Genomic DNA, 14,144 nt, shown 5'->3' with positions numbered 1-14,144 from the left:
TATAATTATTTTGTTGTTGTGTTTTTTGTTCCGTAAAAGTAAAGCGAGTGGTTATTAATTTTAATATCAAAAACTTCTTCAATCGTTTTTTTAATTGATTGAATTCGCGGATCGCAAAATTCTATAACCTCTCCTGTGTCGGTAAGTATAACGTGATCATGCTGTTTGTCGAAATACGATTTCTCGTAATGCGCTTGATTTTGTCCAAACTGATGTTTACGTACTAAACCGCACTCTAAAAGTAAATCTATAGTATTATAAAGAGTTGCGCGACTTACTCTATATTTTTTGTTTTTCATACTGAGATATAACGACTCAATATCAAAATGTTCTTTGTTGTTATAGATTTCTTGAAGTATAGCGTAGCGTTCGGGAGTTTTTCGATGCCCGTTACCCTCTAAAAAAGTTGTAAAAACGTTTTTAACTATTTCTTGATTTTTATTTTCTGTATCTATGCTCATAATTTCATCGCAAATTTACATATTTTTTTTAGGTGAACTCTAATAATTTTAGAGTTTAAAGATAGTATTAATTAATTGTTATAACCAATGTAATTTAAGTGCGATATACTTTGTCTATACCAGTCACTTTTTTTAGGTTATCCATTACTTTTTTAAGCAGTGTTTTGTTTTTTACAATAACATTGATTTTTCCTGAAAATATACCATCTTCGGTTTTAAAACTCAAACTGGTCATATTAACGTTCATATTTGAAGAAATCACCTTAGTCATTTCATTTACAAGACCTAAGTTATCGATGCCTGATAAAATAATTTGAGCTGCGAATTCCTGTTGTGAAGAGTCTATCCATTTGGCTTGCATAATGCGGTAGGCATAATTAGAATGCATACTTAATGCGTTTGGACAACTCTTTTTATGGATTTTTATACCTTCATTAATCGTTAAAAAACCAAATACCGAATCGCCCGGAATAGGGTTGCAACACGTCGCTAATTTATAGTCTAATTTTTCTTCTTCTTTACCAAAAACAAGCATATCGTACTTGTCTGTAATTTCATCTTTTTCAACATCCTCTTTATTAAGAGAGGGTTTTCTAGCCATTTTATTTTTAAAGAAACTCATTAACGCGTTGCTTCTGGACGCGGCATATTCTTTTAGCATCGGGTTGCTAATAGTGCCAATACCTACGCGATAAAATAAGTCTAAACTGGTTTTAAGTTTAAAATGGCTTACCATTTCATTCACCGAGTTTTCGTTAAGTGTAATTTTAAGTTGTTTTAATTTACGTCTTAAAATTTCCTTGCCATCTTCAGCTATTTCTTTATTTTTCTCTTTAAGTAATGATTTTATTTTGCCACGGGCTCGAGACGTGGTTGCATAGTCTAACCAATTAGGATTTGGTTTTACATTTTCAGAAGTTAAAATATCGACCTGATCACCACTTTTTAACTCGTGACTTAAAGGTACTAACTTGCCGTTTACTTTTGCGCCACGAGTTTTCATTCCTACTTCGGTATGAATACTAAAGGCAAAATCTAAAGGTGTCGCACCTTTTGGCAACGATTTTAAATCTCCTTTTGGTGTGAAAACAAAAATCTCTTTGGAATATAAATTCAGTTTAAACTGCTCGACAAAATCTACGGCATTAGTTTCATTATTTTCTAATGCTTCCTGCAAACGATTAATCCAAACGTCTAAACTGTCTTCCTTGTCATTGTTTTTGTATTTATAGTGCGCAGCGTACCCTTTTTCTGCAATTTCGTTCATTCTTCGGCTACGAATTTGCACTTCTACCCAACGTCCTTTTGGGCCCATAACAGTAATGTGTAGCGCCTCGTAACCTGTAGATTTCGGTGAGGAAATCCAGTCTCTTAATCGTGTTGGATTGGGTCTGAAGTGGTCGGTAACTACAGAGTAAATTTTCCAAGCAATAAATTTCTCATTACCATCGGTATCCGCTTTATAGATAATTCTCACGGCGAATTTGTCGTACACTTCATCAAACGACACCCCTTGTTTATCCATTTTTCTTTTAATTGAAAAAATAGATTTTGGTCGGCCTTTTATCTCATAATTCAAGCCTTCTTTATCCAGAGAGTTTTTAATAATATTATTAAACTCTTTAATGTAAACATCTTGTTCCTGCTTACTTTCTTTCATTTTGGTTAAAATATCGAAGTAGACGTCTGGTTCGGTGTATTTTAATCCTAAATCTTCAAGTTCGCTTTTTATGTTATAAAGTCCAATTCTGTGTGCTAGTGGTGCATATATATAAAGAGTTTCGCTAGCTATTTTTTCCTGTTTATCAGGGCGCATAGATTCCATAGTTTGCATATTGTGGAGTCTATCGGCGATTTTAATAATAATTACGCGTACATCGTCATTTAGAGTTAATAACATTTTCCTGAAATTTTCGGCTTGTAGCGAAACATCGGCATCTGTTTTTAATGACGAAATTTTGGTTAACCCGTCAACAATTTTGGCAACGGTAGCCCCAAAAAGGCGTTCAATATCCTCGGTTTGGTAATCATCACTATCCTCAACAACATCATGTAATAAGGCAGCAGCAATGGAGGTGGCATCTAATCCTATTTCCGAAGCAACAATATTAGCCACGGCAATAGGGTGAAAAATATAGGCTTCTCCACTCTTTCGTCGTTGGTCTTTGTGCGCATCAACAGCAACATCAAATGCTTTTCTAATTAGTTTTTTGTCGTCATCCGAAAGTGTTGTATAACTAACCTTTAATAAATTCTTGTATGCCTTAGCGATAGCCGCATTTTCCTTCTCAATATCTATTTCTGTCATATATTTAAAAATAACATAAAATTTTAAATTTTCAATGTCTTTTTTGACTTTTTAATTGAAGTATTTTAAGCGGTTCACCAATAGAAACGTAAAGGTGCAAGAGCCTTTTTTATACGTTGAAAAACAAAATATAGGGTAATGGAAATTAACCTGCGACATTAAAAGGAATCAGACTATCAAATTTGAAGGAAACACTGCTTATAAGATGAGACTAGCGCTCTTAATTTTTAGAATATACTTCCATTTCTAAACCCATACCATAATTATTTAATCCCGACGATAAAAGATTAGAATTCTTAATGTTTTCTTTAGCGTAAAGCACCCATTTCCCACCATTTAAAAACACGCGTTTTACGTACGTTTGTTTCGTACTAATAGCATTTGTAAAAGGTAATAAAGGTCTAAAGGTTGTCGATACTTTTACAGTACCGCGCGTTGTTTTTACTTCTTGGTATTTTTTATGAGGTAGGAGTTTGCCCTTATCGTCGGTGTAACCTAGAACTTGAATAGATACAAAAACGCCCGATTTCGGAACAAAAATATCGTATTTTTTAATATCGAGTTCGTATATTTTTTCATAATCTTCAGTAGCGATAAATACGACTTTATCATAAGTTAAAACGTCGCCAGGCAATCCGTCGTTATTCTCGTAAAACTGAACTCTAAATAAAGTCGAAAACGATCGTTTTTCAGCATTTGCTCGTTTTCTTTTTCGCCAAGATTTTGCTTCCACTTTAATAGGTAAATACAGGGTCGTTAATCGTTTCGTTTGTTGGGTTTCATTGGGGAAGAATACGGCTATTTCCGATTCTATTGTGGGTAACCAACATTGGTAATAATCGTCGTGTGTGGTTGGTTTTATTTCTTCAATTTTAAACGGTCCCGACGGTTTATTTTTTACGATAACTTCTTGAAGTTTATCAATTCTACTTTCTAAAACGAGTGTGTTTGGTAAGTTTTTAGTAGTGATTTTAAGATCTTTATATCCCAAAGCAGAAATATACAGGGTATCGATATCGCTGTACAGTTTTTTAGTAAAATAGAATTTGCCCTCATCATCGGCAAAGATACCGTTACCATTCCCAAAGGAAATAGAGGCAAACGAAACGGATTCTTGAGTCTCAGAAATGATACTTGTATTCTGAGAGAAACCAAAAAACGGAACATATAATAGCGCTAAAAAGAAGTAGTGATTAAAATTCATACTGCTAAAAATAGTAAATACTTTTAAATCGTCTCTATTTAAGCTTTATAAATTAATACCAGCGTTTCTTTTTCTTTTTAGAACCTTCACTTTTACGCCCTTTTCTGTGTTTAGATCCTTGTTTTTTGTGTATAACAGCTTCGGCTTTTGGATCTAGAGGATAAGGGTGTTCGTCTATTACGTCCAACTGTAAATGGATTAATTTCTGAATATTAGTAACATAATCTTTTTCGTCTGCAGAACAAAATGAATACGCCCCACCAGTATTACCGGCACGAGCAGTTCGCCCTATTCTATGCACGTACGTTTCTGGTACATTTGGCACATCGAAGTTAATAACCGCGTCTAAATTTAAAATATCAATTCCACGAGCAGCGACATCGGTTGCAATAAGAATATTGAATTCCTTTTTCTTAAAGCTATTTAAGGCGTCTTGTCTTTCTGTTTGACTTTTATCACCGTGTATGCTATTAGCTTTGTAACCATTTCTTAATAAGGTTTTTTCTAATTTATCGACACCGAATTTTGTACGTCGAAAAATAATGATGCGCCCTTTAATCGTGTTGCGTAACAAATGCAAACACAATTCTATTTTTTTAGGTTTAGGTACGTAATATAGCGCCTGATTGACATTTTTAGAGGTTGAAGAATTTTGAGCCACTTCAACACGTTTTGGATCTTTTAAAATAGTCTTAGCTAAATCTTGAACTTTAAAAGGAATCGTAGCCGAAAATAAAAGCGTTTGCTTATTCTTAGGACAGAGACGTTCTATTTTTCTAACATCGTCTATAAACCCCATATCCAGCATTAAATCGGCTTCATCTAAAACTAACGTTTCAATAAAATCAAGATTGATAATATCTTGCTTGTGTAAATCTAATAAACGCCCAGGGGTAGCAATTAATATATCGACTCCCTGTTTTAAAATATCCTTTTGAGGTTCTATTGAAGTACCACCAAAAACGACTGTAGTTTTAAGATTGGTGTACGTCGCATAAGTTTCAAAATTTTCATTAATTTGAATGGCTAATTCGCGTGTAGGACTTACAACTAACGCACGAATTTTCTTTCCTTTTTTTGGCGCGTCTTGCTTATCGTACAACCGTTGTAAAATGGGCAATGCAAATGCAGCCGTTTTACCGGTTCCTGTTTGTGCCGAAACAACAACATCTTTGTTTTCTAACACTAAAGGAATTGTTTTTTCTTGAACCAACGTGGGGTTGTCGTAACCTTTTTCGGCAATGGCTCTTAAAATCGGTCTGTTAAGCTGTAAGTCTTTAAATGACATAAATGGATATTTAACGCAAAGATAAACGAAAAAATTGGTGCGGAAGCCTAATAAAAAACCGATTGTGGTTTCTTATTTTATTAGTGACATTTATTTTAGTACAGCAAATTTAGTAGGTTGTGCCTTAGATCATTTAGAGCATCAAGGAAATGAAGCGGTGACCAGTACTCGTTTTAACTAAAAGCAGCTTTATATTTAACCGTAACTTTTCGTAAATTACTACTTAACGTTTTTAACCAAATTAATTGATTGGTAATTAAATGGGCTTCTCGCAAATGCAATAAAAAATCACTATCAATAGCAACATTACCTGCTGCGATATCTTTATCTCTAGCCTGCGATAAAGTATCGTAATTCGCTATTAGTTTTTCTTGAGCCCATTGTATGTGTTTCGGCTTGTAAAGTTTTTGCATCTCGTCTTTATTTAATAAGGAGGCCGCATTGTTTAGAGACGTTGAAATACCCGCGATAAGAATATCAAATTCTTCCGAAGGATTAGTTGTGTTATTATTTATAGTATAGCTTCCTATTGAAGCGATGGCTGAAAGTATGGTGTGATTAAGCGTTACAATATCATAAATTAACACAGATTCTTTTTGCTTCGATTTCGGGTCTTGTGTTAAGCGCTGAAAAGCGGCATTAAGATTACTCATCGCTAAAAACGCTTTTTTTCGATATACTTTATACTCTAAATGGTTAGTTCCTTTTTTGTGATATAAAGTTTTTGTGGCTTGTAAATAATTATTATTAGCCTGAATAACCTCAAAAATAACACCGTCTAAATTTTTATACTCCCAACTCGGTAGTAATGCATAATTGGCAAGTACGGCAATTCCGGCGCCCAAAATAGTATCTATAACACGATATTGAATCACCTCAAACGCATTTGGGTCCATAAGTGCATACACGAACACAATGGTTAATGTAATAAATGCTGCACCTGCTTTATAACTTTGCTGTATAAGGGAGAAGGCAAAAGTTAAAGAGATAATAGCAAGGACCATATACACGGTAGTGTTCTCTGTTATTATAACAATCGCCGAAGCGATAACGGCCCCAATTAAAGTGCCTATAATCCGATTTTTAGAGCGCTCTTTAGTTAAACCATAATTTGGGCGCATAATTACAATAATGGTCAATGCTATCCAATAGGCATTTTTAACGCCTAATACACTACCAACAGCAAAACCAAAAACGATGGCTACAGCTATACGAAGTGCGTGCCTAAACATTGGCGATTTTAAGCTAAAATTTTGAACGATAATATTGAAGCGATACTCTTGTAAGGTTAAAAATTGTTGCGATTCTTGATCCTTTAACAGTACTTTAGAACTGCTTTTAACCTTGCCTAAAACACGACGAATGGCTTTTATTTCTTCTAATAATTGCTTTTGGTATTCGTTTAAGTTTCTTAATGTTATAGCGCCTTCTCTCGCTTTGGGTAGCGTAATTTCGTTCTTGTAATCTTGAATAGCTTGTAGGGTTTCATCTAGCGTTGTGTTTAAGATAGTATCGTCTGGAAGTTGCCCTTTTTTTATTAATAACTCAGATAACGTAATGAGATGGTTTCCCATTACTTTATTCATTTTTTTGAAGGCTTTTAAATGCTGTCTATTAACCCCGAAAAGTGTGTCGATTTTTGAGTAATCCAAGGTGTTTGTTAAAGCCAGTTCAAAAATATCTACCGAAGAGATAAAAATAAGCAAGCGTCTCTCGTTAGAATGCGAACGTCCTGAACGTTTTCTGCCTTCTAACAATAACTCTCTAAGCGTCTCGTGCTTTTCACTAATTTGCGTTTGAATAATAAGTGCTTTTTTCGAGAATTTGTCGCGTTTATGAGGTTTCGAAAGTAGTTTAGCTCTAATTTTTAAATATTTTCCCGTTAACAGAAGTGTATCAGATAATAACTGATCGTCATCCTTTTTGGGTGCAATCCATCCTGCTAATAAAGACACCACTAAATACCATATACCACCAACGGCTATTAAACCACTGTGAATAAGTATCGACTGCATATCGGGTTTACTAACGGCAAGCGATAAAACAATAGCTAGTAACCCAGAAAAGGAAATTAACGACGCTCTAAAACCGTACACAGAAATCATTGAAATTAAAAAACTCAATGCGGCAATAACGAGTAATAATACAATAAAAATGGGTTTACAAATTAAAATGATAAAGGTGACGAGCGTGCTTAAAAGAATAGTAATTAAAACACCATTTATTTTACGTTTTAAACTACCGGGAATATCACTAGGTGCGCTTAAAAAGGCTCCTAAAACAATAGAGGGAGCATATTTAAAAATGTCGATATAGTTAAATAAAAATAAAGGAATGACCACCGCAATGGTAAGCACAATCCCTCTGTAAAAGCTAGATCCTTTTAAAAATAACTCTATGGTTTTAATGTTGTTTTTTATCTTGTTTTGCATTGTATGGCAAAGATAGTTTAATTGTTTTGCGAGCTTAATAGCGCAATGTTAATTTATGATTAAAAGCAGGACGTTTGGGTAAGGCGTTTTTTAAAATACAACTCTAAGGTCGCTTAATTAATTTATATAGAAAAGAATATAACGGCCGAATTAGAAAGGAATCTAAATAATTTGTTAATCTTTAAAAAAGAGCGGATGAGCTTTAAAATTAAGTTTACTTTTGTAGGCTGTTTTTATTAATAATTTAAAACTAAGATTATGGGAATAGAAAATTTTATGACGTTTATTATCACGGCACTTTTTTTTGTGATGACACCGGGAATAGACACTATTTTTGTGTTAAATAAGTCTATTGGTCAAGGTAAAAAAGCGGGCGTATATTCCACATTAGGAATTAACACTGGGATCTTAGTCCACACCTTGTTTGCAGCCTTAGGATTATCGATTATTGTAGCAAAATCGGCAATGGCTTTTTCTATTATAAAATATATTGGGGCAGCCTATTTAATCATTTTAGGAATTTCAAGTCTTTTTAGTAAAAAAGGGATGGTTAAAACAGTTGCTGCAGATCAGAAAATGAATACGGGACGAGAAAACTTTATTTCAGGATTAATTACTAATACCCTAAACCCAAAAGTCGCTTTGTTTTTCTTAGCCTTTTTTCCTCAGTTTATAAGTCCTGCGCAATTAGAAAGTGCGTTACCTTTTATTATTTTAGGAGTTACCTTCGCTATCATTGGAATCGCTTGGTATTTAATACTAACGTTTTTTGCGGGTACCTTTTCAAAAAAAATAATGCAAAACCCGAAAGCGGATTATTGGATGAATAAATGTACGGGAATTATTTTTATACTAATGGGATTAAAAATCGCGCTCACTAAGAAATAATCGGTGTATTATTGCGATGACCTCGTATTCTAAACTATAGGGGAGTCCATAGTAATTGAATTATACAACAAAAAAGGATCATTTTAAACAGGTGATCCTTTTTTGCTTTCAGTAGTTAAAGGACCAATAAACCAGCGCCTCTTAGTTTTAATAACGGTTTAGAATACCAGAATAATTCAAAATCTTCAAACGTGGTTTCAAAATTCTTTTTTAATTGTGAAAAGGTGGGCAGTTTAGCATTGTGCGGCAGTAAAAGATCTAGTTGATCTAAAAACCAGTCTCCGTGATCTTTATTTAAGGTAATGGTAATCGCATCGGTTTTGGAGTGAAATGTAAGTTGTAATTGGTGAAATGTCTGGCCTTTTTTAGTTTTAGACGTTTCTTCAACTAGCGGCCATTGTCCTAGCCATACAATTTTAGCGGTAGGTTTGGTGCTGAATAGTTGTTCGTTTTCGATACATTCTTCAATAAATTGATGCGGAATAGAGGTTTCAGAAATATCAAAATCAAACCAATTTTGTAACGGCAATTCAAATCCAATACCGTGCATAAAATTGAATAAAGACTTCTTTAATCCATAACTGAATTTAGAATGATCAATTCCTGTAATATCTGAAAAATGAACATCGTTATTAGCGAATGAAATTGTGTTGTAATGTGGTGTTACCCCATAATCTGAAGGATTTATACCTATGGGGCTATGTGCTGTTAAAGCAAACTGATGCCAAAACCCAGATTGTAAAATACCGATTTCGAAAAGCTGTCGCACCATCTCTAAACTGTCTACCGTTTCTTGTTCGGTTTGCGTGGGGTAGCCATACATTAAATAGGAGTGCACCATAATATTGGCTTCGGTAAGATTGCGGGTAACTTGTGCCACTTGTTTTACCGTTACACCTTTGTCTATTAATTTTAAAAGCCTATCGGAAGCGACTTCTAATCCGCCAGAAATAGCAATGCAACCCGATGTTTTTAGTAATAAACAAAGGTCTTTGGTAAAGTTTTTTTCAAACCGAATGTTCGTCCACCATGACACTACGAGCTTTCGTTTTATAATTTCTAATGCCAGCGCTTTCATTAAAGCTGGTGGCGCGGCTTCGTCTACAAAATGAAAACCATATTCGCTAGTTTGGGCGATAAGCTCTTCCATCCGGTCCACGAGTAACTTGGCAGCTATAGGCTCGTAAATTTTTATATAATCGAGCGATATATCGCAAAAGGTACATTTCCCCCAATAGCAACCGTGTGCCATTGTTAGTTTATTCCATCGGCCATCGCTCCATAAACTGTGCATTGGGTTGGCGATTTCAATAACCGAAACATAGTCCGTTAGTAATAAATCACTATAATCGGGTGTGCCTACTTGCGCTTGTTTATAATCGGGTGTAACCGCATTGTTTTTATAAGTAACCGTATCATTTTCTAATAAAAAAGTACGTTTATACTCTTGTGGTTCTTCTGTTTTGCTAAGATTTGTGTGAAGTAATTCTATAGGTAATTCACCATCATCTAAAGTAATAAAATCAAAGAATTCAAAAACGCGTGAATCGGTTAACGAGCGTAATTCTGTATTTGGGAAACCCCCACCCATCGCTATTTTTATAGTTGGATAGTGGGTTTTAATATACTGAGCACATCTAAAAGCGCTATATAAATTTCCCGGGAAAGGTACCGAAAAACAAACGAGTTTAGGTTTCGTCTTATGTAATTGGCGTTCTAAAAGATCTACGGTAATGGTATCAATGTGAGTTCGTTCTTTTTGTAGCTCATTATACAATTCATCAAATGCATTGGCGCTATGGCCTAATCGTTCAGCATAGCGACTAAATCCAAAATTAGGATCGATACATTCTATAATAAAATCGGATAAATCTTCTAAATATAGAGTGGCTAAATGCTTGGCTTTATCTTGCATTCCCATTAAACCAAAAGCATAGTCTAAATCGTCTAATTGCTCAAAACGCGAGGCCTGCGGTAGGAAGTTTAAAGTGCAAATTTGTCGTGCAAACGTGCTGTTTTTTCCTTGTAGAAACCGAATAACCACGTCCAAAGGTTGTAAGTATTCGTGTCTTAAGCTATAAATACGTTGCCCGTTGGCGGTAACAATCGTGTCATTTTTATAAGCATAATCAAAGAGTTGCGCAAAGGTGTCTTTAGTAAATAATTTAAGAATAACCTCGATACCTAAATCCATCTGAAAGGCACTAATTGCTTTCGTATTTAAAAATCCTTTTAAATACGCCGTGGCAGGATACGGCGTATTTAATTGGGTAAAAGGTGGCGTAATAAGTAAAAGGTCTTTTTGCATAGTTTAAAGTTGAATGAAGCAAAGATAATCGAAAAGAAACAGGTGTTATTTCAATTTCTAAAAAACCTCTAAATACGTATTTGGAATCTGGTGATGTTACAAATTGCTGGGAATGAGAAAGCGTTCTCTAATAATTATTTTTCATTATTCAATATCTCCGCAACGGCTTGTTGATATTTTACGGGATTTGATGCTTTTTTGATTTTCTTATACGTTTTTTGCGGATTAGAAAATGACTGCGAGAAATAGTCCCAAAAACCGAGCATTTTCATTTTTATAGGCGTTGGCCCCGAAAGTACAGCATCGTATTGCTGGTAAATCTCATCGTGAAAGTCTTTAAAAACGGACCAGCGGTTTTTAGGGTATTCGGTGGTGTTATTTTTTATCATACTAGGCAAAAAAGGATCCGCAATTAAGCCACGACCAATCATAAAATGATCGATAGATGGGAAGTGTTCTTGCATTGCTTTAAACCCTTTAACAGTTGTGATATCGCCGTTATAATAGAGTTTCTGTTTTGACACTTCAATACATTTCTGAAAAGCATCTAAATTCACCCCGCCTTTATATAATTGTTTTCCAATGCGCGCGTGAATCGCAATGTTTTTAAGCGGATATTTTTCTAAAATAGGGAAGGTGTGTAATATTTCTTCAGGATTTTCGTAACCCATTCTCATTTTCATAGAAACCAAAATATCAGTTTCGCTGTGAGCACGCTCTAAAATAGCATCAATTTTATTGGGGTCGCAAATGAGTCCCGAGCCCATTCCGCGCTTGGTAACCATTGGGTAAGGGCACCCTAAATTCCAATTCAATTCTTTATAACCCAATTCGCGCACGTATTTGGCAACAAATAAAAACTCTTCGGCATCGTTTGTTATAACTTGCGGAATAACCTCCAAAGTGGTGTTGTTTTCAGGTAATAAATCGCGCGCGTACGACGACTTAATTTTTAGTTTTCCGTTTAAACGAATATATGGGGCATAAAACGTATCGATGCCGCCAAAATATTTTTGTTGCGCGTTACGAAAACGGTAATCGGTAAAACCTTGTAAAGGTGAAGACAATAATTTGAAATTCATAATTTAAAATGTGCCACAAAGATAGTTGAATTCCATTTTTAAAAAGTGTGTATACTATCAAAAATAAATAAATAAAAAAGTATAGAGATCTTAAAACGTAAACCCACTTCAAAGCTTTTGGTAAGCCTTAAAGTGGGTTTAAACTAAATAATGAAGTGCGTTTAGTTGCGTGTTGCTTTTGTTAAGGCTTTTTTACCACCAACAATTGGTAAGGTTAACGCAGTGCCTTGTAAATCTATAGTTAATTCGGTACCCGGTTTTGGCAAGATTGTAAATTCAGAATCACTAGAAAAAACCATCAATCCTATTTGCTGACCTTTAGGAATAATCTGGTCATCTGGCATAAGGTTAAAAGTTATTTCGTAAAATTCACCTGGATTTAAGGGCGAACTCTCTGTTATTGATTTGTGATTTTGAGGATCGGCCCAACCTCTTGTGATAATATTATCAGTGATTTTCGCCTTTTTTGCCGGATTCCAAGGTAGCGAAACTAACCACACCGATAAATTTGCTGCTGGTTTGCTACTCGCTAATTTTATAGTAATCCTAGCTTCTCCAGAAAGGTGTAACGCTTCTTTTAAAATAGGAGTAGAGTATAATAACCTATGTTTTGATGTTGTTGCTTGCGCTAAATCTCCACCCGAAAAATTATAATCGTCGGTAAGCGTTTCTTTAGTATTCTTTGTCGTTTTGGTAGTGTTTAGGCTTCCGTTTGTTTCTCCGCCTTTACCCACATATAAAGTAACATCTTCGGCACTTGGATTCGGGTAATTAGCGTAGGCTGTAGGATTATCATTTTTGTCGTTTTCACGAACAATCCAAGCCTTAGCATCGTTCTCAACACCGTTTTCAACACCGTGTAAATAATGAGTAAACCAACGGTTCATCATCGTCATCGGTGGTGGTCCCCCATGCCCTTGTTGGTGGTAATAAATTTGCGACGGAATACCTTGCGCTTCCGCTTGCTTGTAAATACGGTAGCTGTGTTCTGGCATCACATTCCAATCGTTGAAACCATGCGACATTAATAAGGCTGCTGTCATTGGTTTCATCTGATTTAAATAGTCGCGGCTGGCCCAAAAATCATTATAATCACCTGTTAATCTGTCCATATTTGGAACCAACTCAGTGTCTCTAATGACTTTATTGTTATGCGCTCTATTCGCTGTGTCACCACTATGTATAAAATCGTATAAAACATCAATATCCTCACCCAAATAACCGCCCGGAGAACGTACCAATCCGTTAGATCGGTAATAGTGATAATACGATGTGTTTGGCGCAATCGGGATAATCGCTTCTAAACCCTTTACTCCTGTGGTAGCCGCTGCTAAAGGTAATGTTCCGTTAAATGAAGTCCCCGTCATACCGACTTTTCCAGTAGACCAATAGGCTGTAACTTTTTCGTTACCATGGGGCGTTGTGTAACCATCGACACGACCATTTAACCAATCGATAACAGCTTTGGGTGCTAAGGCTTCATTTTCTCCTCCTAACGTTGGCGCACCTTGCGATAAGCCAGTTCCAGGAGACGAAGAATGTACCACGATATAACCACGTGGTACCCATTTCGAAATATGAGAATTAGAAATAATTGGTCGTTCTCCTAAACGTGTAACTTCGGGATGCACGCGCTCTTTTGAAGCGGGTTCACCAAGCTCGTGCTTTACATCCCACATAATACCGTGAACATCTGGTGCGACACCCGCAAAATACGGACTTGTAACATAAACGATTGGAAGTTTTAAACCTTCGGTTTCTGTTTGTTGCGGTCTTGTTACCGAAACGTGAACGCGGTCTAGGAGGTCATCGCTATCGGTATTAGTATTTGTCTCTACCCAAAGGTCGTGACGAATCCAATCTTTTGGTGAGCTAAACGCTTTAACTATTTGTGCTTCGCCATCTTGGAAGACGGGTTTTATCTTGTTTTGTGCAGTGGTTGTTAACGACACAAATGTAATTAGCAGAAATGCAATTAGTCTTGTAGTTTGTTTTTTCATTATAAAGGAATTTTATGTAAAGTCTTTTTAAGATGGTGTATCAGTGCGCGAAATCGTAACGCTTTGAATAAAAGGATTAGCTGTAAAAATAAACATTATTGTTCGATAAAAGACATAAGACCGCTTCACTTTTAGAATCGAGAAATAAGATTGGTTTTCGTGTTTTATAGAAA

9 protein-coding genes are annotated in these 14,144 nt (G+C 35.4%); 1 reads left to right on the top strand and 8 read right to left on the bottom strand.

What is annotated here, in order from left to right:
• Positions 1–5: 5 nt before the first annotated feature.
• From ES677_RS02545 to ES677_RS02525, 5 genes are all read right to left on the bottom strand, one after another.
• Positions 6–461 carry a Fur family transcriptional regulator gene (locus tag ES677_RS02545; protein ID WP_148368125.1) on the bottom strand — a complete coding sequence of 152 codons (456 nt, stop codon included), beginning with the start codon at positions 459–461 and terminating at the stop codon, positions 6–8.
• A 94-nt stretch (positions 462–555) separates the two neighbouring features.
• On the bottom strand, positions 556–2,769 hold the full coding sequence (locus ES677_RS02540) for a RelA/SpoT family protein (protein ID WP_148380345.1): 2,214 nt from the start codon (positions 2,767–2,769) through the stop codon (positions 556–558).
• Between the two features lie 220 nt (positions 2,770–2,989).
• On the bottom strand, positions 2,990–3,973 hold the full coding sequence (locus tag ES677_RS02535; protein WP_148380344.1) for a carboxypeptidase-like regulatory domain-containing protein: 984 nt from the start codon (positions 3,971–3,973) through the stop codon (positions 2,990–2,992).
• 52 nt (positions 3,974–4,025) lie between these two features.
• Positions 4,026–5,261, bottom strand: a complete 1,236-nt coding sequence (locus ES677_RS02530) for a DEAD/DEAH box helicase (RefSeq protein WP_148368122.1) — start codon at positions 5,259–5,261, stop codon at positions 4,026–4,028.
• A gap of 173 nt (positions 5,262–5,434) precedes the next feature.
• On the bottom strand, positions 5,435–7,693 hold the full coding sequence (locus tag ES677_RS02525; protein ID WP_211357856.1) for an FUSC family protein: 2,259 nt from the start codon (positions 7,691–7,693) through the stop codon (positions 5,435–5,437).
• Positions 7,694–7,951: 258 nt separating this feature from the next.
• Here ES677_RS02525 and ES677_RS02520 point away from each other — a divergent pair, with 258 nt between their 5' ends.
• On the top strand, positions 7,952–8,581 hold the full coding sequence (locus ES677_RS02520; protein ID WP_148380343.1) for a LysE family translocator: 630 nt from the start codon (positions 7,952–7,954) through the stop codon (positions 8,579–8,581).
• A gap of 115 nt (positions 8,582–8,696) precedes the next feature.
• Here ES677_RS02520 and ES677_RS02515 read toward each other — a convergent pair whose 3' ends face one another.
• The 3 genes from ES677_RS02515 to ES677_RS02505 all read right to left on the bottom strand — a co-directional run bounded on the left by ES677_RS02515 (position 8,697) and on the right by ES677_RS02505 (position 13,971).
• Positions 8,697–10,889 (bottom strand): B12-binding domain-containing radical SAM protein, encoded by a 2,193-nt coding sequence (locus tag ES677_RS02515; RefSeq protein ID WP_148368120.1) that lies wholly within the window; start codon positions 10,887–10,889, stop codon positions 8,697–8,699.
• Between the two features lie 134 nt (positions 10,890–11,023).
• Entirely contained in the window at positions 11,024–11,971 is a 948-nt protein-coding gene (locus ES677_RS02510) for a tRNA dihydrouridine synthase (protein ID WP_148368119.1), read from the bottom strand.
• 161 nt (positions 11,972–12,132) lie between these two features.
• Positions 12,133–13,971: a Xaa-Pro dipeptidyl-peptidase gene (locus ES677_RS02505; RefSeq protein ID WP_148380342.1), complete on the bottom strand. Its 1,839-nt coding sequence runs from the start codon at positions 13,969–13,971 to the stop codon at positions 12,133–12,135.
• Positions 13,972–14,144 lie beyond the last annotated feature (173 nt).

It is taken from the genome of Bizionia gelidisalsuginis (genome assembly GCF_008086185.1).
Classification (GTDB): Bacteria; Bacteroidota; Bacteroidia; order Flavobacteriales; family Flavobacteriaceae; genus Bizionia; species Bizionia saleffrena.
This window is presented reverse-complemented; position numbering and strand designations above follow the sequence as displayed.